This is a genomic window from Enhygromyxa salina, from assembly GCF_002994615.1.
Taxonomy (GTDB): Bacteria; Myxococcota_A; Polyangia; order Nannocystales; family Nannocystaceae; genus Plesiocystis; species Plesiocystis salina_A.
On sequence record NZ_PVNK01000018.1, the window covers coordinates 1 to 19,534 of the forward strand.

Consider the following 19,534-nt stretch of genomic DNA (forward strand, 5'->3'; position numbering starts at 1 on the left):
GCCCTGCCCCCGCACGAACGCCCGATCTCGTAGCCAGCCCCCGAGCAGCGTCGCGAGCAAGCCCGCGACCACCGTGATCCCACCGAACAAGGTCCCGGCTGAGCCCAGATCCATCCCATGCGCCCGCTGAAAGAAGGTCGGCATCCAAAACGCCAGCCCGCCCAGCGTGAAGGTCATCAACACCATCCCGCCCGTCGTCGCCCGCCAGCCCGGGCTCGCGAACAGGCGCTTGACCGCGACCAGCGGGTTGTCCAGCCCCGCCTCGCTCTTGCCCTCGTCCCCATCCTTGGCGCCGCGCACGGGCTCCCGCAGCGCCAGCGCAGCGATCGCAAACACCAAGCCCGGCGCCCCCGCGACCAAGAAGGCCAGCCGCCAGCCTGGATCTGCCGCCTCCCCCAGCCCCAACATCCCGACCGTCTCGACAGAAAACAACGCCTCCCAATTGTCGGCGATCGTCCCCCCGAGCACGTAGCCCAGCGCCGACCCGACCGGGATCGCCAGATAGAAGTAGGCCAACATCCGCCCGCGCTTTTGCGGCACGAAGAGATCCGCGATCATCGCCGGGGCCACCGTCGCGTAGCCGGCCTCCCCGACCCCGACCAGCGCCCGCATCACCATCATCTCGCCGTACGAGTCCGCGTAGGCGCTCCCGACCGTCGCCAGGCTCCACAGCCCGATCCCGCCCGCGACCAGGTACTTGCGCGTGGTCCGATCCCCGAGCCAGCCCGTGAAGGGCGACGCGAGCATGTACACGACCATGAACATCAGCCCGAGCAGGCCCGCGTCCGCGTCGCCGATGTCAAAGTCCAGGCGCACGCTCTCGAGCACCGCCGCGAGCACGTAGCGGTCGATGTAATTGAGAAAGTTGATCGCGGTCAGAACCACGAGCACCGAGATCGCGTGCGCTCGCGTCGTCTGCTCGGTGCTCGCCTCGCCCACGGCCGCATGCTGACACATCCAGCGGGGGATCTTCGCCACCGCCGTGCAGATCCCCCCGAAGCGCCTACTCTCAACCCTCGTGAAGCGCCCGCCCTCGACCGCCGCGCTGCTGGCCACCGCCCTCACCCTCGCCTGCGCCCTCCAGCCCGCGCCCGCCAGCGCCCCGGCCGAGCACGCGCCCGAGCCCCGCGAGGCCTCGGGCCCCAGCCCCCGCTGGTCCTACGAGATCGCCGTCGACGACGCCCTCGAGCACATGCAGCTGGCCCTGTGCATCGAGGGTCCCCGCCCGATCTACCTCCAAGCCCCGCGCGGCGCGATGTCCTTCGTCGACAGCGCCCGGGTCCGCGGCGGCGACGCCCTCGAGCGCGACGGCTCGGGCTTCGTCGTCGAGACCCTCGGGGAGCACGGCTGCCTCGACCTCGAGATCGATCTCGCCGCCGCCGCCAGGGCCAGCGGCCGCGACTCGGCCCGGCGCGGCGACTCGATCATGGTCGCCCCCGATCGCTGGCTGTGGTGCCCCGGCCTCGTGCCCGACGAGGTCGAGGCCCGCGCGCGCTTCGACCTGCCCGAGGGCGTCACGGCCACGGTCCCCTGGCCCCACCTCGAGGACGGCTGGCGGCGCCTCGATCACACCAGCTTCGGCTGGAACGCCTGGATCGCCTTCGGCCACTACCAGCCGATCGAGTTCACCGTCGGCGAGTGCGAGTTCGAGGTCGCGGTCCTCGACGGCGAGCGAGCGGCGACCGACGCCGGGATCGAGCGATGGCTACGCGTCGCCGCCGAGAGCTCCGTCGAGCTCTATGGCCGCTTTCCCCGGGATCGCGTGTCCCTCGTCGTGATCCCGACGTCCGGCTGGCGCGACTCCGCGGTGATGTTCGGCATGGCCCGGCGTGGCGGAGGCGGCAGCGCGATGCTGCTCCTCAACGAAGACGCCCGAGACGACGAGCTCCCGGGCGAGTGGGTCGCGTCCCACGAGCTGCTCCACCTCGGCATGCCCTTGATCGACGATCCATGGATGTCCGAGGGCTTCGTCACCTACTACACCCAGATCCTGCGCGCGCGTCAGGGTGTCCTCGCGGCGTCCGCCAACCGCGACGAGCAAGCCCGCGCCGCGCTCTTGGCCCTGCGCGAGGGCTTTCGCCGGGCCCGCGGTGGCACCCGGACGCTCGCCAAGGCCAGCGACAACATGCGGCGAAGCGGCGGCTACACCCGCGTGTACTGGGGCGGGGCCGCGGTCGCCTTCGACCTCGACCGCAGCATCCGGGCCGCGACCGAGGGCCGCCGCTCGCTCGACGACCTCATGATCCTCCTCGCCGAGCTCGCCCCAGTCCATCGCCACTGGCAAGCCGAAGACCTGATCGCGCGAATGGAGGCCGAGGTCGAGCGCTGGCGCGAAGCCGGCGAGCTCCGGGTCGAGATCTCTCCGTCCAAGATCGTCGAGCGCCACCTCCGAGCCAAGTCTCTGCCCGCCGATATCGCGGACCTCGACGGCCTCGCCGTGGACATTAAGGGAAGCAGCCTCCGTCTGCTCGCTAACCCAAACGACGAAGTTCGGGTCCGCGCGAGCCTCTTCGACGACACTCGGTCGCCCTGACGAACATCGCGCACCCGCACAAACCGCCCGACAGCGCAACTAAGACCCAATTTCAGAAACTCGCGCCCAACTGCGCAAAACGTTGGCCGGGTAGGCGAGCTTTTGCACATTTTCTGGCCGCATGTTCAGTGACGTGCGCCCGCGACCATGATATGGATGCGTCCAATCTCAGCGACCCGGGATCCCCCACCGAACTCCCCAAAACGGACCAAGTTCGCGTGCAACTCCACAACCCCCGGGACGATCGACGAAGGATACAGGAGAAAGTAATGGCAAACCTCAAGGACATCGTGGCCACCCTGGCCATCCTTAGCGCGGGCACTCTTACCCTCACTGGCTGCAAGAAGGAAGGCGGCGAGACCACCAACCCTGACGAGGTCACCGCCGACGACGCGGCTGGCGAAGGCGAAGGCGAAGGCGAAGGCGAAGCTTCGTGCAGCGGCGAGGCCGAGGGCGAAGCCTCCTGCAGCGGCGAGGACGCGGCCGCCGAGGGCGACGCCGAGGGCGACGCCGAGGGCGAGGCTGCGGACGCAGAGGGCGAAGCCTCCTGCAGCGGCGCTGCCTGAGTCACCCACGTTCATAACCGCGGTCACCTGACCGCATGACTTGCGCCCGAGGTCGTCTTGTTCGACCCCGGGCGCTCTCTTATTTAGCGTCCCTGCTGCCCTAAGCCAATGAGCCACATCCGCGACCGACTCCACGACTCGAACACGCCGACCGGTGTCGGCCTTGGCTTGCGCGCAGAATTCATGGCCGGCGTCCACGAGGGCCTCGCCGATGACCGGGTCGCCTTTTTCGAGGTCAGCCCCGAGAACTACATGCGCCGGGGCGGCCGTAGCCTTCGCTTGTTCGAGGGTATCGCCGAGCGCTCGCGGCTGATCACCCACGGCCTGATGATGTCGCTCGGCTCGCTCGAGCCCCTGCGCGAGCCCTACTTCGACGACCTCCGCGCTTTCCTCGCCCGCCACGGCGGGGCCTGGCACAGCGACCACCTGTGCTTCTCGACCGAGCAGGGCGCCGTGCTCCACGATCTCTTGCCGCTGCCCCTCGACGAGGCCACGGCCCTGCGCGTGGCCGGCCGCATCCGCGAGGCCCAAGATCGCCTCGAGCGACCGCTGGCGATCGAGAACATCTCCTACTACCTGCCCGTCGGCCAGCCGCAGCTGAGCGAGGCCGCGTTCGTCAACCTCGTCTGCGAGGCGGCCGACTGCGGCCTCTTGCTCGACGTCAACAACGTCTACGTCAACTCCAAGAACTTTGGCTTCGACGTCCACGAGATGATCGCCGCGTACCCGATCGATCGCGTCGTCCAGCTCCACGTCGCCGGGCACACCCGCTGGGATCGCTTCGAGTTCTACCTCGACGACCACGGCTCGACCGCCGAGCCGACCGTTCACGAGCTCATGCGCTGGGTCGTCGAGCGCACCGGTCCGGTCCCCGTCGTGCTCGAGCGCGACAAGAAGATCCCGCCGCTCGCCGAGCTCCTCGACGAGGTCGCGGCGCTCCAGGCCAGCTACGACCAGGCCCTCGACGCCCGCGCGGCCGGGCGCAGGGAGGAGGCCGCGCGTGTCGGGTGATCCGCGCTCAGGCCCGGATCCGCGGGTTGTTCAGTCGGCGCTCGGGCAGGTGATCCGCGACGCCGCGATCCGCGATCGCGTCGCCGAAGATCCCGACGCCGGCCTCGGCGCGCTCGGCCTCGACCCCGACAGCCGCGCGGGCATGCTCGGCGCTGGCGTCGAGCGCCTCCTCGCCTACCACGAGATGGTCCACGCCCGGCTCTACCGGACGATCAAGACCTTCATCGGTGGCGCCGCCGCGCGCCTCGGCGAAGACCGGCTTCACGCCGAGGTCCGCCGCTTCATCGCCGACCCCGGCCCGACCACCGTCTACCTGCGCGACATCCCAGCCGAGTTCCTCGCCTGGGCCCGCCCGCGCTGGGACGCCGATCCCTCCTTGCCAGGCTGGCTCGGCGAGCTCGCGGCCCACCAGGTCTTGATCCGCACGCTCCGCAACGACCCCCGCGAGGTCGCCCCTCTCAACGAGCACAAGATCGACATCGAGCGGCCGATCGCCTGCAACGCCACGGTCCGCGTGCTCCGTCCCCGCTTCGCCGTCCACCACCTCCCCAAGCAGCTCGGCCCCGACACCGCGCCCGACCCGATCCCCGCGGGCCACGCCGTGATCGCCTACCGCCACGCCGACGATCAGCCCCGCTTCGTCGACATCAAGCCCCGCTCAGCCCACCTCCTCGACCTGCTCCTCGCCGGCAAGACCCTCCGCGAGGCCCTGTTCGGCGCATGCGAGGCAACCGGCGAGACCCTCGACGATCAGATCCTCTCCGTCACCGCCTTGACCCTCGCCGATCTCGTCGAGCGCCACATCCTCCTCGGCGGGACGAGCGAAGCGACGTAGCGACCGGCCGCTTGCGGCCCTGCGCGGCAGGGTTGCTCACGCCTGCGGGGGCTGTTTAAATAGGCGAAGAGACGGCCAGGGCCGTCTCTTCGGTGTGTGTCGAACGTGGTGGCAACATTCGAGGTCGTCGACAGAAGCACGCCAGCGACCAGTAGTGGTAGTGCCGCTCGCGGCTGAACCCGTCATGAAAATTTGAAATTTTTGATGCCCGCGGAGCCAGCCGCCGGCGCCGTGAACGCGCACGGGGCTCCCCAACGACAGCTGGCGGCGGCTAAACGAGCTCCGCTGCCCGCCACAGCCCTGAGCGCTCAGCCCTCGGCGCTCACGGGGACACCCCGATGTAGACCTCGTCGATCCAGACCTTGTCGGAGCCGCTGCTGACCGAACCATCCTTGCTGTAGGTCCAGCGGAAGGTGTGGTTGCCTGCGCTAACCGGGTAGGTGGCCTGCGACCAGGCCACGGTCCCGGACCAGCCGTCCCCCTGCTGGACGTCGTCGATGTAGAAGCGCAGGTAGTCGAAGCTGCTCTCGCTGCTGACGCGGTACCAGAAGCTGACCTCACCCGCCTGCGAGACGTCGAGGGTGACCTCGAGGTTGCTCTGCTGGCTGTTGGTGATCGTCCCGCTCGCCGCCACGTAGGAGCCCTCGTGGGGCTGGGTGTCGGCCGTGGCCCACATCGCGCTGCCGTCGCTCGACCACGGCAGGGTGTTGAGCGCGTTGGTCTCGAAGTCGTCGTAGTAGCCGTTGCCCGTGCAGTCGTTCATGCAAAAGTCGTCGTCGACCAGGTTGGCGTCGTCGCACTCCTCGACCCCAGCCTGAGTGAAGCCGTCGCCGCAAAACGCCGGGACGCAGCTGGTCGGGCAGTCGTCGCTGTCGTCGAGGTTGCCGTCGTCGCACTCCTCGACGCCCTCTTGCACGTAGCCGTCGCCGCACTCGGCCGGCACGCAAGCGGGGGAGATGCACGCGTCGTTGCTCTCCATGTTGCCGTCGTCGCAGACCTCGACCCCGGCCTGGACGAAGCCGTCGCCGCAAAACGCGAACTGGCAGGCGGGGCAGTCGTCCGCGGTGTTGAGGTTGCCGTCGTCGCACTGCTCGCCGGCCTGGAGGATCCCGTCGCCGCACATGCCGGTCACGCACGCGGTCGTGCAGCCGTCGGCGTTGTCGTCGTTGCCGTCGTCGCACTCCTCGACGCCCTCTTGCACGTAGCCGTCACCGCAGACGGCGGCGTCGCAGGTCACCGTGCAGTCGTCGGTGTTGTCGTCGTTGGCGTCGTCGCACTCCTCGAAGCCTTCGTAGACCTTGCCGTCGCCACAGGTTGCGATCGTGCACGCCGCCGTGCACTGACCCGCGTCGCTGTTCATCTCGCCGAGGTCGCACTCCTCGCCAGAGTCGACAACGCCGTCCCCACAGTTAGGCGGTGAACCGGAGTCGCCGCCGCCGTCGTCGCTGGCCTCGGCCTCGTCGCCGTCGCCGTCGCCAAAGTCGCCGTTCGTGAACGTGATGAGCGAGCCCCCCGAGGGCTCCTCGGTCGTGCAGCCGAGCGGCGCGAGCATGAGGCCGAGGGCCGCGAGTGGGAACAAGGAACGGTCGAGTTGAATTCGAGTCATGTCTAGGTCCGTTGACGGCGATGATCGAGGTACGCCGATTCACACAAGCGGCGCAATCATGCCTGCTCCGAACACTCGGGTCACCCACGATTTGATCACCCCGAGACATCCGCGCGCGTGGCTCCATCAATTGCTGCCCAGCCTGGCCTGCGCGCGCGAGCGCGTGAGTCGCAAACCCGCGAGTCGCGGGCTTGATACGCTCACACGGTGAACCTGCGTTCGCTGCTGCTCGGGTCCTGCGCGTTGTTCGGATGTATCCGGACCGAGCCGATCGAGCGAGCACCGACGACCACGAGCGCGAGCCCCGAGCGGGACGCCACGCCCCTGTCAAAAGCGCAACCGGAGCCCGAACCCGGCCCTGCGCCTGTCGTGCCGCGGTTGCTGGTCAGCGACCCCGAGGCCCTCGTCGCGCTCGAGCGCGACCACGGCCTGAGCCTCGCGGCCCTGCTCCACGAGCACCCCGACGCGGTCGCAACCTCGGGCTACGGGGCCGGGCCACTGGCGGCGATCGAACGCGCCCTGCGCAAGCGCGTCGACGCCGACCGGGCCGAAGATCCCCGGCACACGGGCGTCGGCATGCGCCATGTCCATCGGCAATTCGAGCCAGCCTGGCTCGCGGCTGACGACACCCGCTTCGAGCTGATCGGTGTGGTCAATCGCATGGATCGCGAGGTCTTCGCTCGCGCGACGACTGGCGACGGCGGCCCGCGCAGCTTCGGCGAGACCCGGCTGATCTATCGCCTCGCCTACACTCGGACGCAAAAGGGCACGACCGTCGACTCGCGCCTCCCGATGACAGTCAACGTCGTGTTCTGGCAGCGACCCGACGACGCCGCGAGCGAGCGCCCCGAGCTCCAGCGCCGTTGGGCCGCGCCGCCCGGGCTCGCGGGGGCCGAGCTGGCCTCCTGGCTCCGGGCCCCGGGCCACGCCCTCGCGCCCGCGCTGCTCGAGGCGTCGCTGCTCGAGGCGGTCGAGATCAACGTCCAGACCGAGCGTTGGCCCTCGACGATCCGCCCGGACATGGCCGGTCACGCCGAGTACCTGCTCGAGGTCTTTCACCGCGAGGGTGACCGCTGGGTCGCGGCGCCGCTCGAGAACACGCCGGACGTGAAGCGGCTCGCGCGTGACGCCGAGACCCGTGAGGCGCTGCGGGCCTGGCTGGTGGCGCCGGACCAGCGCGCGAGCCTCGACGCAGGCACGATCGTGGTCCCCGAGCGCTTCTTGGCGACCGCGGCGACCTCGGTCACCCCGCGAGGCTTCGCGCGCCTCGCCAACCGCCCGTGGTCGCAGCTGTTTACCCCCGACGACTTCGCCGACTACGAGTTCGAGGGCATGCAGACCGTCCGCTCGCCGCGGGCCCTGCTGCGCCGCCTCGACGGGCTGAGCTGCCAAGGCTGTCACGCGAGCCGCAGCATCGCCGGCTTTCACCTGCTCGGGGCCGAGCGCGATCCCGACAAGGCCGTCGACGCCCTCGCGGTGTTCACCTCGCCGCACCTCGAGGGCGAGCTCGAGCGACGCGCGACCTGGCACGCGGCGGTCCTCGCCGCCGAGCCGCCGAGCGAGGTCCGGCTGCTGTCCGAGCACGAGCGCGGTCGCGGTCGCTGGGGCACGCGCTGTGGCCTCGGCGACCCGGGGTTCGCGGACTGGACCTGCGATCCCGGCCTGAGCTGCACCGCGCTGACCGATCCGGAGCTCGGGACCTGCCTCGAGCCGAGCCCGGCGGGGGTCGGCGGCGTGTGCGAGCTCGGCACGATCAAGGCCCGGGCAGACCACCATCGCGATCGCGTGACCAAGATCGAGACCTCTCCGTGCGCCGCCGGGGGCGTGTGCAACGACAACCGCGTCGGGTTCCCGGACGGAATGTGCGCGTTCGCCTGCGCGTCGGCTGGGCCCGAGGGCGCCTGCGGGGTCATCCCCAACCTGCGCGGCTTCAACGACTGCCTCGCCGCCGATCGACCCTTCGCGCAGTGTCTCGTCGACACCGCCACCCCCGCTGGCATGCGAGCGTGCAGCGTCGACGCGCCCTGCCGCGACGACTACATCTGCGCCCGCTCGGGCTCGGACGCGGGCGTGTGTCTGCCGCCCTACTTCTTGTTTCAACTGCGCGTCGACGGGCACCCGCGATGACGAGGCTGAGCGTGAACAGGGTCCTGCGTGGAGGTCTCGCGCTGATCGGGCTCGGGCTCGGGCTCGGCTGTCGGCCGACCAGCCAGGCGCCCGAGGGCGAGTCGGCCGACCCGCGCCCGGCGAGCTCGCCCGCGGCCGCGCTCGAAGCCTCAACTCCCGAGCCCGAGCCCGAGCCCGCGCAGCCCGAGGCGACGCTCGGGGTCGCGGACGTCGGGATCTTCGCCGACCTCGACCCGCGCGTTCAGATCGAGCTCGACCCGGACCTCAGCCCAGCCCGGGCGTTCGCGCGGATCGACGACACCCACGGCCTGCTCGTGCTCTACGCCGACGACTGGCCCGTGAAGGTGTACCCGCTGGTCGAGGACGGCGGCCGGGCGCTGAGCGTGTCGAAGACCGTGAGCGTCAAGCTCCGCGCGGGCGACCACGCCGAGCTCGCGCCGCTCCTGCGCGCGCCCGAGCAGCTGCGCCACCTCGCACCTGGCGCCTGTCCGCCCCCCGGAGATCTCGACGGCGACGGCATCCCCGATCCCCTCGACATCAACCTCGGCGCGATCAAGACCACGCTCAACGCGGCCACCTACGACCAGCGCTACATCGCGATCCCCTACCCCGGCGGCGACGTCCCGCGTGAGCTCGGGGCCTGCACCGACGTCATCGTTCGTGCGCTGCGCAACGCTGGCATTGACCTCCAGGCCGAGCTCCACGAGGACATCGCCCGCGCGCCCTGGCGCTACCCGATGGTCGAGCGAGCCAACGACGACATCGATCACCGCCGGGTCCGCACGCTCTTGCCGTGGTTTCGCGCCCACTGGACCTCGCTCGCCGACGACGAGGCGGCCCGGCCCGGCGACGTCGTGTTCATGGACACGATCCCCAGTCGCAAGGGCCCGGATCACATCGGCGTAATCGGGGATCGTCGCGGCGACGAGGGCCGGCTGCTGGTCGCCAACAACTGGACCGACGGCTACGAGACCGCGTTCATGGATCTGCTCGGCGCGGTCGAGCTCACCGACCGCTTCCGCGTGCCCCCGACCACCAACGACTGTCTGAGCCCCAGCCCGATCTCCGCGGATGTTCGACAGCTGGTCGTGGTCGTCGGCGAGAGCTGGGATGGATTCCACGGCGAGGCTCGCCGCTTTGAGCGAGACTCGTCTGGCGGCCCGTGGCGACCGGTCGGCGCCGCGTTCCCGGTCGTGCTCGGTCACTCGGGGCTCGCGTGGGGCCGGGGGCTTCACGGCGACGGCCCGCCCGCCGAGCTCGCGGGCCCGACCAAGCGCGAGGGCGACGGGCGCTCGCCCGCGGGCGTGTTCGCGATCGGCGACGCCTGGGGCCGAGCCGAGACCGCGCCGCCAACCCAGCTGCGCTACACCAGCGAGTCGCCGACGCTGCGCTGTGTCGACGACGCCAACTCGCAGCACTACAACCAGATCGTCGACAGCGCGACGACGCCCGAAGACTGGGGCAGCGCCGAGCCGATGCGCCGCTACTACGAGCTAGCGATCGTCGTCGAGCACAACCTCGCGCGGGTGACCGAGGCCGGCAGCTGCATCTTCTTGCACCGCTGGAAGGACGCGCAGAGCCCTGTGACGGGCTGCACGGCCATGGCCGGAGACGACCTCGACCAGCTCGCCGCCTGGCTCGAGCCTGGGGCGGTCCTCGTCAGCCTCCCGCGTCCAGCCCTCGCCGAGCTCGCGTCGCGCTGGGCCCTGCCGGGCTGAGCGCCGGATTCAGGCCCGCAGACTCAGGCCCGCAAACTCAGCCCCGGGCGACGTCGATGGTCTCGATGCGCACGTCCTGGATCGGGCGGTCGCCCGCCGCCGTCCGCGTGCTGCCGATCGCCTTGACGACATCGAGGCCGTCGATGACCCGCCCGAACACGGTGTGCTTGCCGTCGAGGTGCGGGGTTGGACCCAGGGTCACGAAGAACTGGCTGCCGTTGGTCCCGCGCCCACCACGGCGCCCGGCGTTGGCCATCGACAGGACCCCGGCGCTGTCGTGGCGGGCCTCGGGGTGCGGCTCGTCGTCGAAGGTGTAGCCCGGGCCGCCCCGACCGGTTCCCGTGCGGTCTCCACCTTGGAGCATGAACCCGGCGATGACCCGGTGAAAGATGACCCCGTCGTAGTAGCGGCCGGTGCCCGGCGAGCCCGAGACCGGGTCGATCCAGTCGCCCTTGCCCGTCGCCAGCCCCACGAAGTTCGAGACCGTGTTGGGGGCCACGCCCTCCAGCAGCTCAATGGTGAAATCACCCGAGGTGGTGTGGAAGGTGGCAGTCAACCTGCCGTCGCCGGGGACGAGTTCCTGAACCGGGGGGAAGCTGGTGCGATGCGCCACGGCGACGGACGCTACCACTCCAGCCGGTCTCGATCTAGGGACACGAGCCAGGTACCTTCCGACCATGGCAGCGTCACGGATCTACAATTTTTCGGCGGGCCCGGCGATCCTTCCGCCTGAAGTGTTCGAGCGCGCCGCTTCGGCGGTCCGTGAGCTGCGGACCAACGCGCACGCCGACGACGGCGAGGGCATCGGCCTCTCGCTGCTGGAGATTTCGCACCGCGGGGCCGACTTCGCGGCGATCCACGCCAAGGCGGTCGCGCTGGTTCACGAGGTCCTCGGCGTCCCCGAAAGCTGCGAGGTCCTGCTCCTGCAGGGGGGGGCGTCGCTCCAGTTCGCGATGATCCCGCTCAACTTCGCCGTGCCCAAGCGGGTGGCCTGCTACGTCGACACTGGCGCGTGGTCGGCCAAGGCGATCAAGGAGAGCGTCACCCTCGCCGAGACCCGCGGGCACGAGACCGCCGTGATCGCGAGCTCGAAGGCCAGCGGCTACGACCACATCCCCGCGCTGCCCGAGGCCCTGCCCGCAGCAAGCAGCTACGTCCACGTCACGTCGAACAACACGATCTTCGGGACCGAGTTCGAGCAGCTCCCGGACGTCGACGCGCCGCTCTTCGTCGACGCGAGCAGCAACATCGGCAGCCGCCCCTTCGGCCTCGAGCGCGCGACCCTCGGCTACGCGGGCGCCCAGAAGAACCTCGGCCCCTCGGGCGTCACGCTGGTCTGGTACCAGCGCGAGTGGGCCGCGCAGCAGCCGAGCCCGGCCGGCGTGCCGGGGATCCTCCGCTACGCCACCCACGCGGCCAAGGGCGGGCTCTACAACACACCGAACACCTTCGGAGTGCTGGTCTTGCAGCTCGTGCTCGAGTGGGTCCGCGACAACGGCGGGGTCACGGCGATGGCCACACGCAACCAGGGCAAGGCCGACGCGCTCTACGCGGCGCTCGACGCGTCATCGCTGTTCACCGCCAAGGCCAAGCCCGGCTCACGCTCGCGCATGAACGTGGTCTGGACCCTCGGCGGCGCCCCCGACGACGAGCGCGAGGCGCTGACCAAGCGCTTCGTCACAGCGGCCGCCGCGGCGGGCTTTGCTGGCCTCAAAGGCCACCGCTCGGTCGGCGGCTGTCGGGCCTCGATCTACAACGCCTTCCCGCCCGAGGGCGTGACCGCGCTATGCGAGTTCATGCGAGAGTTCGAGCGCACGCAATGACCGACGACGAGGACAACGAAGACATCGAGGCCCCGGGCTGGGACGTGATCGATCGCTGGGTCGGTCAGCACTTTGGCGGACAGACCCCGCACCAGTTCACCAGCCACACGCCCTACGAGCTCGACACGCCGACCCCCTTGCCGGCCGTGACCGTGTGGCGCACGAGCGCGCCCGACGGCTGGCTCTACGTGACCTACGGGCTGACCGAGCTGTTCGAGAAGAGCTCCGACGACCCGGACCTCTCGGGCTTCGGCTTCGAGATGACCCTGCGCGTCCCCCCGGTGCCCGGACAAAACGGCAACTCGCGCCCGCCGGCCTGGCCGCTGCGGCTGCTGCAGGGCGTCGGACATCACGTGCTCTCGACCCGCGAGGGCTTCGACTCGGGCCACGCGATCGACCTCGGGGCCTCGCTCGTGCCCGGTGACAGCGACGGGCCCGAGGGCTGCGAGCTGAGCGGGCTGATCTGCGTGCCCGATCCCGGGCTCGGCAAGATCGAGACCGTCCACGGCTCGGTGCTGTTCTTGCGCCTGTTCGGCGTCACGCCCGACGAGCTGGCGATCCTCGGTGAGCTCGAGCTCGGGGATCTGGTCGCCTGCATCGCCGAGCTCTCGCCGATGGCGGTCACCGATCCCCGGCGCGGGTCGTTTGGCGAAGATCCCGAGCGCAGCAAGATCCTGACCCGCTACCGCCTCGGCATTCAGCTCTGACGGGTCTCGAGCTCAGTCGTCAAAGATCTCCGTGATCGACGCGGCGGTCAGGACCCGGCCGATGAACCCCTCGAGCTGTTCGTACGCGGTGGCCTGGATCCGAGCGACGAGCTCGGGCGGAAGCTCGCCGAATTTCAAAGTGAGCTGCTTGACGAGCAGCTCGGCGCGCTCGGCTTGGCGCCCCTCTTGGCGACCCTCTTGGCGACCCTCTTGGCGCCCCTCTTGGCGACCCTCTTGGCGACCTTCTTGACGGAGTTCCTCAGCGATGGTCATGGCGATCTCTCGTAGCTCGGGAAGCTGTGATTGAATGGTCTCACGAAAATCTTGGAACTGCATGTCGCCCGTGACCAGGGCGACGTAACGCAGCACCTGCGCGACGGCGTCGGCGCCGTGGGGGGCGCGGAGGACCTCGACGAACCCGTCTCGCCACCGGTCGAAGTCTCGCCTCAAGCGCTCGGGGTTGCGACCATCGCGGAGAAACACCAAGGCGAGCTTGGGGAACGCATCGAGCGCCCAGTCGCGCAGCGCGTCGTCGTCGGCGTCGACGAGGTCGAGGACGAGCATCGAGAGGTTCGGGACCCGCGCGGCGACTCCGGGGATTGACGCAGGGCGGGGTTTCACGAGCTCGTGGAGAGAGCGCGGCGACCTCCAGCCGCGCGGATCGTGACTGACCACGGCGGGGAGAATGAGCGGGAGCTCGACGTGGCGATCATGCCTTTTTTGGTGGCGCTTCCAGATCCGCGTCAGGTAGTCATTCATGCGCAAGGGCATGTCGGGCGCGACGGTGCTTTGGTGCTCGAGAAGCAGGTAGAGGAGCGCTTTGCGCCCGGCCAATTGAACCGAAAACAGCAGGTCACTGTGGCTGTCGTTGAGCTCGGGGTCGATGAAGGAGCCGGGCTCAGGGGTGACCGAGCCCCAGTCGATCGCGGTGGTGGCTTCAGTCGGGAAGATGCCCCGAAAGAGGGCGCTGGCGTGGGCAGGTGTCTCGAACGCAGCTTTGAACAGGGCATCGTGGGGTCGAGAAGTCATGGCGCGATCCAGTACGCAACGCAGCTATCACGAACCCGGTCAAGAGACCCGTGAGCATGTTCGAGGTCGACCTCGAACATGTTCGCGGGTTGGCGCCCCACGCCATCGTCGCCGTCCCCGTCCCCGTCCCCGTCCCCGTCGCCGGGATCGTCGCCCCGTCGCCCGTGTCCCCGTCCCCGTCGCCGTCCATGCCGCCGGTCTCATCGCCATCGCCGGTCGAGCTCGGCGTCTGCGTCGTCGAGCCCTCGCCGCCCGAGTCGCCACGACAGGCCGGTCAGGACCAGGACCGACGAACACGAGACCACCCTGAACCAAGGCATCGGGGTGAGCATGGAGCGGAAAAAGCGGCCTCGGCGCGGTCCGAGGCCCAAACGGCCGAGGTTGCCGGCTCCGGAGCAGCCGCGGGGCTGGCGGCCCCCAGAAAAGGACTATAACCTGCCGTCCATGGCCGATCCCGGGCAGCCGCTGCCGCCGTGCCCTCACTGCGGGGCGGCGCACCCCGAGGAAGTCCTCGTCTGTCCTAACACCAATCGCTTGCTGCCCCTCGAGGGTCGAGTCCTGGACAATCGCTTCCGCTTCGTCCGTCAGCTCGGCGAGGGCGGGATGAGCACGGTGTGGCTGGCCGAGAATTTCCGCGTCCGCAAGCAGGTCGCGATCAAGCTCATGCACCCGGAGTTCGCCCGCAACCCGCGGACCCTCCATCGCTTCCAGAACGAGGCGACCGCGGCCGGGCGGATCGGCAACCCGCACATCTGCGACATCCTCGATCTCGGCGAGAGCCCGCTCGGGCCCTACATCGTGATGGAGGCGCTGCAGGGCAGCAGCTTCGCCGAGCTGCTCGACGAGCAAGGGCGCATCGATCCACCGCTCGCGGTCCTGATCATCTGCGAGGCGCTCAAGGGCCTGGCCGCGGCCCACGCGGCCGGGATCATCCACCGCGACCTCAAGCCCGAGAACGTGTTCCTCCACGAGCCCGAGCCCGGGCGGATGCTCGTCAAGCTCATGGACTTCGGGATCTCGAAGTTCACCGAGGATCCCGGCGGCGGCAAGACCGGCGCCAACGTGGTCATGGGCACGCCCGAGTACATGTCGCCGGAGCAGGCGGCCGGGGCCGCCAACGTCGACGCGCGCACCGACATCTGGGCGATGGGCGTGATGCTCTACCGCGCGCTCACGGGCGTCGAGCCCTTCAGCGGCAAGACCATGGCCGCGCTGCTGCTCGCGCTCTCGATGGAGGACCACGCGCCGATCTCCAGCTTCTTGCCCCAGCTCGACAGCCGGCTGATCGCGGTCGTCGACCGCTGCCTGGCCAAGGAGCCGCAGCACCGCTTCGCCACCGCCTTGGAGCTCTTCGCCGCGCTCGCCCCCTTTCAGCAGGCCGTCGCCGAGGGCGAGCGGCCCCAGGCGCCCGTGCGCACGGGCAAGACCATGGCGATCGCCCTCGACCAGGTCCCGACCGGGCCCTCGACCTCGCGCGGCGCTCCCTCGCCGGGACCGCTGTCCACGCCCAAATTCGCAACCGCCAACACGATCGCAACCTCCGGCCCGATCGCTCCGGTGTCCTCGGTGCCACCCCGCGGCCAGACGAGCGTGTCCAAACCAGGAACGAAGCCAGGCTCCGTGCCCGGCGCGTCGGGCAGCGACCCCAACACCTGGTCGTCGGAGCTGGGCCCCCCGCCAGACCCCGACCAGAGCTGGTCGATGGGGGCACGGACCTTCAACGAGCGAGAGAGTCGGCCCTACACCCCCACCAAGGAGCGAAAGGGTGGGTGGGTCGGCTGGCTCATCGGGCTCGGCGTCGTCGGCTTGCTCGGTGGCGGCGTCGCGCTGGCCTGGTCCCAGGGTTGGTTCGCGACTGGCGATCCCGAGGCCGACAGCGAGAGCGAGACCACGGGCGAGACCGGCACGGTCGTCGCGGCCGAGGCTGGCGGCGAGATCCCCGATCTTCCCAGCGGCGAGACCGGGGCGAGCTCGGCCGAGACCGGGGGCACCGCGGGCGACGAGTCCGGAGGCGAGACTGGGGCCGACACCGGTGACGAAAAGACCGACGACACGTCCGGGGCCCAGGACAGCGGGGGCAGCAGCAGCGGGGGCAGCAGCAGCGGGGGCGGCAGCGGAGGCGACAGCAGCGACGACCAGCCGATCCCCATCGACTTCGGCAATCTCATTCGCCAGGGCAGCCTCTACACTCACAAGTCGCGCGGCCCCAACGGCACCTGGAGCAGCGCCAAAACCTACTGTAGCGGGCTCAAACGCAACAAGCGGCACGGCCTGACAAAGTGGCGCCTGGCCAAGGTCTCGGAGCTCGACAAGTTCCGCAGCACCGACGTCGACCGGCTGCTCTATTGGAGCAGCGAGTCCGACGGCCGCAAGGCCAAGGCCGTGACCATGATGAACGGCGCGGTCAGCGAGCGAGCGATCAGCGACCCGGCACCGCGGGCATTTTGCGTGTCATCAAAGTGAGCCAAGTGCGCAGCACTGCGTACCCACCCAGGCCCAAGTCCTGGAGACCCTCGTGTACCATTCGCGGGTGACCGCCAAGAAGACTGAGCCGGGTCACAATCAGCGGACCATTGGGAGCGAGACCGTGGCCGAGCCCGGCCCCAAGTCCGCGTCGAATTTCGACTACGACGCCATGACGATCGAGCAGCTGCTGCGGGCGTCGATCCCCGCGGGCGGCACGCGCCTGGAGCTGCGTCGCGAAGTTGGCCGTGGCGGAATGGGCTCAGTCTGGCTGGCGATCGATCGCTCATTGCGCCGCCCAGTCGCGCTCAAACAGCTCGACGACAGCTACGCGACCAACATGAGCCAGGTCGCCAATTTCCTGCGCGAGGCCCGTGTAACCGCGCAGATCGACCACCCCAACCTCGTGCCCGTCTACGAGGTCGGGGTCCGCGATGGCCACCGCATCTACTACACGATGAAGCTGGTCGAGGGCGAGGATCTGGCCGTGCGCGTGCGGTCCAAGCCGCTCGAGGAGCGCAGCCAGACCGAGCTGCTCGATCAGATCGACGCGGTCATCCGGATCTGCGGCGCGGTCGCTGCGGCCCACGACTTCGGCTACGCCCACTGCGACATCAAGCCCCACAACATCATGCTCGGGCGCTACGGCGCGGCCTACCTGATGGACTGGGGCCTGGTTCAGCCGCTCTCGCACAAATCGGTGATCCGCTCGACCTCCTACAGCGAGGCGCAGGAGGTCAGCGGCGAGGAGCCCAAGTGGATCCGCGACGCCGATCTGTTCACGGGCGGCACCCCGGCGTTCATGGCCCCGGAGCAGGCCCGCGACGCCCCGATCACCGCGCAGACCGATGTGTTCGCCCTCGGCGCGGTGCTCTATTTCATCCTCACGGCGCGCGGCCCGTTCACCAACCGCTCGCGCGACGAGGCCCTGCGTCGGGCCAAGGCCTGCGACTTCGAGCGGCCCTCGACCCTGCGCGACGACGTCCCGCCCGCGCTCGAGGCGATCGTGCTCGAGGCCATGGCCGAGGATCCGCGCGAGCGCTTCGCCACGGTCGAGGCCCTGGCCGTGGCCCTGACCCGCTATCTTCGCGGCGGCGGCTGGGAGTTCGAGTCGGTCTCGGTCGCGGCTGGCGACGTCGTCGTGCGCCAGGGTGAACTCGCCGACGCGGCCTACATCATCATCGAGGGCCGCTGCGAGGTCACCCGCGAAGAGAGCGGCGAGCGGCGGGTCCTGCGGGTCATGGAGGCCGGCGAGGTCTTCGGTGAGACCGCGATCCTCGCCGGTTCACCGCGCACGGCCACGGTCCGCGCGCTGACCGACGTGACCCTCTATTCGATCACTGGCGCCGTGTTCGAGCGCGAGATCGGTCGCTGGAACCCGTGGGTCGCGCAGTTCGTACAAACCCTCGCCCGACGCCTCGGCGAAGACTGAGCGCGGTCCCGCGCCGCGCGCAAAGTTGATTCACAAGTTCCTACCCACGTCGCGTCCGCGCGCCTATCCTGGGTAGAGGCCTGGGTAGAGGCCGAGGACGCCTGAGCGCCGAACTCGAATGATCGAAACGCCCAATTCGGAAGACTCCCCCGCGTCCGCCACCGGCCGCGAGTCCGACGAGCTCACGCGCGCGCGCGCACGCATCCATGAGCTCGAGGCCGCGCTCGAAGACGCCGCCAGGCGCAAGGCCCTCGACGACGAGCTGCGCCAGACCCAAAAGCTCGACAGCCTCGCGTTGCTCGCGGGCAGCGTCGCCCACGACTTCAACAACCTGCTCTCGATCGTCACCAGCAACGCCGAGCTCGCGGGCTACAAGCTGCCCGAGGACTCGGACATCGGCGAGGATCTCGACGCGATCCTCTCGGCGACCGAGCGCGCGACCGAGCTCACCCGTCAGCTCCTCGCCTTCGCCCGGCACGAGATCGGGCACCCGGTCGAGCTCGACGTCGGCGAGGCGGTCGTCGAGCTCGAGCAGACCTTCCGTGGCCTCCTCGACCCGCGCCACGAGCTCGTCGTCGAGCGGGCGCCGGGCCCGACGACCGTCATGAGCGACCGGGCTCAGCTCGAGCAGCTCCTCGCCAACCTCGTCCGCAACGCTGGCGAGGCCATGCCCGAGGGCGGACGCGTGACCGTGGCCGTGACCGTGGTCGGACCCGGGCACGCGCCCGCGGCCCTCGCCGAGCGGCCCGCGACGCTGATCCGCGTCAGCGACGTCGGCGGCGGGATCCAGCCCGAGCTGCTCGAGCGTGTATTCGAGCCCTTCTTCACGACCAAGAAGACCCGTGAAGGGACTGGGCTCGGCCTCGCAGCGGTCCACGGCCTCGTCCGACAAAGCGGCGGCGAAGTCCGCATCTCCAGCGTCGTCGGGCGCGGGACGGAGGTACGAGTCTACTTGCCGCTGCTCGCCGAACTCCCGGCCGGGACCGAACAGGCCCGCTCGGTCGCGCGCCGGGCCTCGGCCGGATTCGGCGACGGCCAGACCATCCTCGTGGTCGACGACGACCCGGTCTTGCGCTCCGTCACCACGCGCATGCTGTCGAAGCTCGGCTACCACCCGCTCGCGGCCGCCGACGGGTTCGCGGCGCTCGAGCTCCTCGACCAACGCGAGGGCCGCGTGGATCTGCTGCTGACCGACGTCGTCATGCCACGAATGAGGGGCCGCGAGCTCGCCCGGCGCGTCCGCGAGCGCTGGCCGCAGATCCGGCTGATGATCGCGTCCGGTCACAGCCAGGACGATGACGACCCCTGGACGGGCTGGGCCGACGCGATGCTGGACAAGCCCTTCAACATGACCAGGCTCAAACAAGCCGTGCGCGAGGTCCTCAACCGAGATCGTCCATGACCCCCGCGGCCGTCCGCAATTTTGCCACCCGCGGCCGCAAGCGGCCGCTCGCTCGCTTCGCTCCCTCCCTCCCTCGGTGAGCTCCGAGATGTCCCCTAAAGGGGGCTCGAGAGGCGTGCTCGAACATTGGGTTCCTGCGTCCGTGGGACGGGCTGCGCGCAGGGTTCGCGCGTTTCTCGGGCCGCGACTGGACCCGCCCCCCTGCCGCTGTCACCTTATCCCGGTGCCCCGCGCCGCCTCGCTGCTCTCGCCCCTCGTCCCCCTCGCCCTGGTCCCGACCGC

General features: G+C 69.9%; 15 protein-coding genes. 11 read left to right on the plus strand and 4 right to left on the minus strand.

Going from position 1 to position 19,534, the window contains the following annotated elements; all coding sequences use genetic code 11:
- A partial coding sequence (locus ENSA5_RS02155) for a spinster family MFS transporter (RefSeq protein WP_181197214.1) occupies positions 1-939 on the minus strand: 939 nt, incomplete at its 3' end.
- A 79-nt stretch (positions 940-1,018) separates the two neighbouring features.
- Here ENSA5_RS02155 and ENSA5_RS02160 point away from each other — a divergent pair.
- From ENSA5_RS02160 to ENSA5_RS02175, 4 genes are all read left to right on the plus strand, one after another.
- Complete coding sequence (locus ENSA5_RS02160; RefSeq protein ID WP_106389888.1) at positions 1,019-2,533, plus strand: M61 metallopeptidase family protein; 1,515 nt, start codon at positions 1,019-1,021, stop codon at positions 2,531-2,533.
- A 269-nt stretch (positions 2,534-2,802) separates the two neighbouring features.
- A complete protein-coding gene (locus ENSA5_RS36850) occupies positions 2,803-3,099 on the plus strand; it encodes a hypothetical protein (protein ID WP_181197216.1) in 297 nt (98 codons plus the stop codon).
- A gap of 108 nt (positions 3,100-3,207) precedes the next feature.
- Complete coding sequence (locus ENSA5_RS02170) at positions 3,208-4,110, plus strand: MbnB/TglH/ChrH family RiPP precursor modification enzyme (protein WP_106389889.1); 903 nt, start codon at positions 3,208-3,210, stop codon at positions 4,108-4,110.
- On the plus strand, positions 4,100-4,945 hold the full coding sequence (locus tag ENSA5_RS02175; RefSeq protein WP_106389890.1) for an HvfC family peptide modification chaperone: 846 nt from the start codon (positions 4,100-4,102) through the stop codon (positions 4,943-4,945). The genes ENSA5_RS02170 and ENSA5_RS02175 overlap by 11 nt, the downstream gene beginning before the upstream one ends.
- 322 nt (positions 4,946-5,267) lie before the next feature.
- Here ENSA5_RS02175 and ENSA5_RS02180 read toward each other — a convergent pair whose 3' ends face one another.
- Entirely contained in the window at positions 5,268-6,551 is a 1,284-nt protein-coding gene (locus tag ENSA5_RS02180) for a DUF4215 domain-containing protein (protein ID WP_258182701.1), read from the minus strand.
- 207 nt (positions 6,552-6,758) lie between these two features.
- Here ENSA5_RS02180 and ENSA5_RS02185 point away from each other — a divergent pair, with 207 nt between their 5' ends.
- Together ENSA5_RS02185 and ENSA5_RS02190 are read left to right on the plus strand one after the other, a co-directional pair.
- Positions 6,759-8,678 (plus strand): hypothetical protein, encoded by a 1,920-nt coding sequence (locus ENSA5_RS02185; RefSeq protein ID WP_106389891.1) that lies wholly within the window; start codon positions 6,759-6,761, stop codon positions 8,676-8,678.
- Between the two features lie 11 nt (positions 8,679-8,689).
- Positions 8,690-10,396 carry a DUF1287 domain-containing protein gene (locus ENSA5_RS02190; RefSeq protein ID WP_181197218.1) on the plus strand — a complete coding sequence of 569 codons (1,707 nt, stop codon included), beginning with the start codon at positions 8,690-8,692 and terminating at the stop codon, positions 10,394-10,396.
- Between the two features lie 37 nt (positions 10,397-10,433).
- Here the strand turns inward: ENSA5_RS02190 and ENSA5_RS02195 are convergent, their stop codons facing one another.
- Positions 10,434-11,009 (minus strand): peptidylprolyl isomerase, encoded by a 576-nt coding sequence (locus ENSA5_RS02195; protein WP_308726528.1) that lies wholly within the window; start codon positions 11,007-11,009, stop codon positions 10,434-10,436.
- 64 nt (positions 11,010-11,073) lie between these two features.
- Here ENSA5_RS02195 and serC point away from each other — a divergent pair, with 64 nt between their 5' ends.
- On the plus strand, positions 11,074-12,219 hold the full coding sequence (serC, locus tag ENSA5_RS02200; protein ID WP_106389894.1) for a 3-phosphoserine/phosphohydroxythreonine transaminase: 1,146 nt from the start codon (positions 11,074-11,076) through the stop codon (positions 12,217-12,219).
- Positions 12,216-12,926: a suppressor of fused domain protein gene (locus tag ENSA5_RS02205; RefSeq protein WP_181197220.1), complete on the plus strand. Its 711-nt coding sequence runs from the start codon at positions 12,216-12,218 to the stop codon at positions 12,924-12,926. The genes serC and ENSA5_RS02205 overlap by 4 nt, the downstream gene beginning before the upstream one ends.
- Positions 12,927-12,938: 12 nt before the next feature.
- Here ENSA5_RS02205 and ENSA5_RS02210 read toward each other — a convergent pair whose 3' ends face one another.
- Positions 12,939-13,955 carry an Rpn family recombination-promoting nuclease/putative transposase gene (locus tag ENSA5_RS02210; protein WP_106389896.1) on the minus strand — a complete coding sequence of 339 codons (1,017 nt, stop codon included), beginning with the start codon at positions 13,953-13,955 and terminating at the stop codon, positions 12,939-12,941.
- Between the two features lie 444 nt (positions 13,956-14,399).
- Between ENSA5_RS02210 and ENSA5_RS02215 the strand changes: the two genes are divergently transcribed.
- From ENSA5_RS02215 to ENSA5_RS02225, 3 genes are all read left to right on the plus strand, one after another.
- Positions 14,400-16,418 carry a protein kinase domain-containing protein gene (locus tag ENSA5_RS02215; RefSeq protein ID WP_181197222.1) on the plus strand — a complete coding sequence of 673 codons (2,019 nt, stop codon included), beginning with the start codon at positions 14,400-14,402 and terminating at the stop codon, positions 16,416-16,418.
- Between the two features lie 67 nt (positions 16,419-16,485).
- On the plus strand, positions 16,486-17,850 hold the full coding sequence (locus tag ENSA5_RS02220) for a protein kinase domain-containing protein (RefSeq protein ID WP_106389898.1): 1,365 nt from the start codon (positions 16,486-16,488) through the stop codon (positions 17,848-17,850).
- Positions 17,851-17,968: 118 nt separating this feature from the next.
- Positions 17,969-19,252 carry an ATP-binding protein gene (locus ENSA5_RS02225; RefSeq protein WP_106389899.1) on the plus strand — a complete coding sequence of 428 codons (1,284 nt, stop codon included), beginning with the start codon at positions 17,969-17,971 and terminating at the stop codon, positions 19,250-19,252.
- Positions 19,253-19,534: the final 282 nt, after the last annotated feature.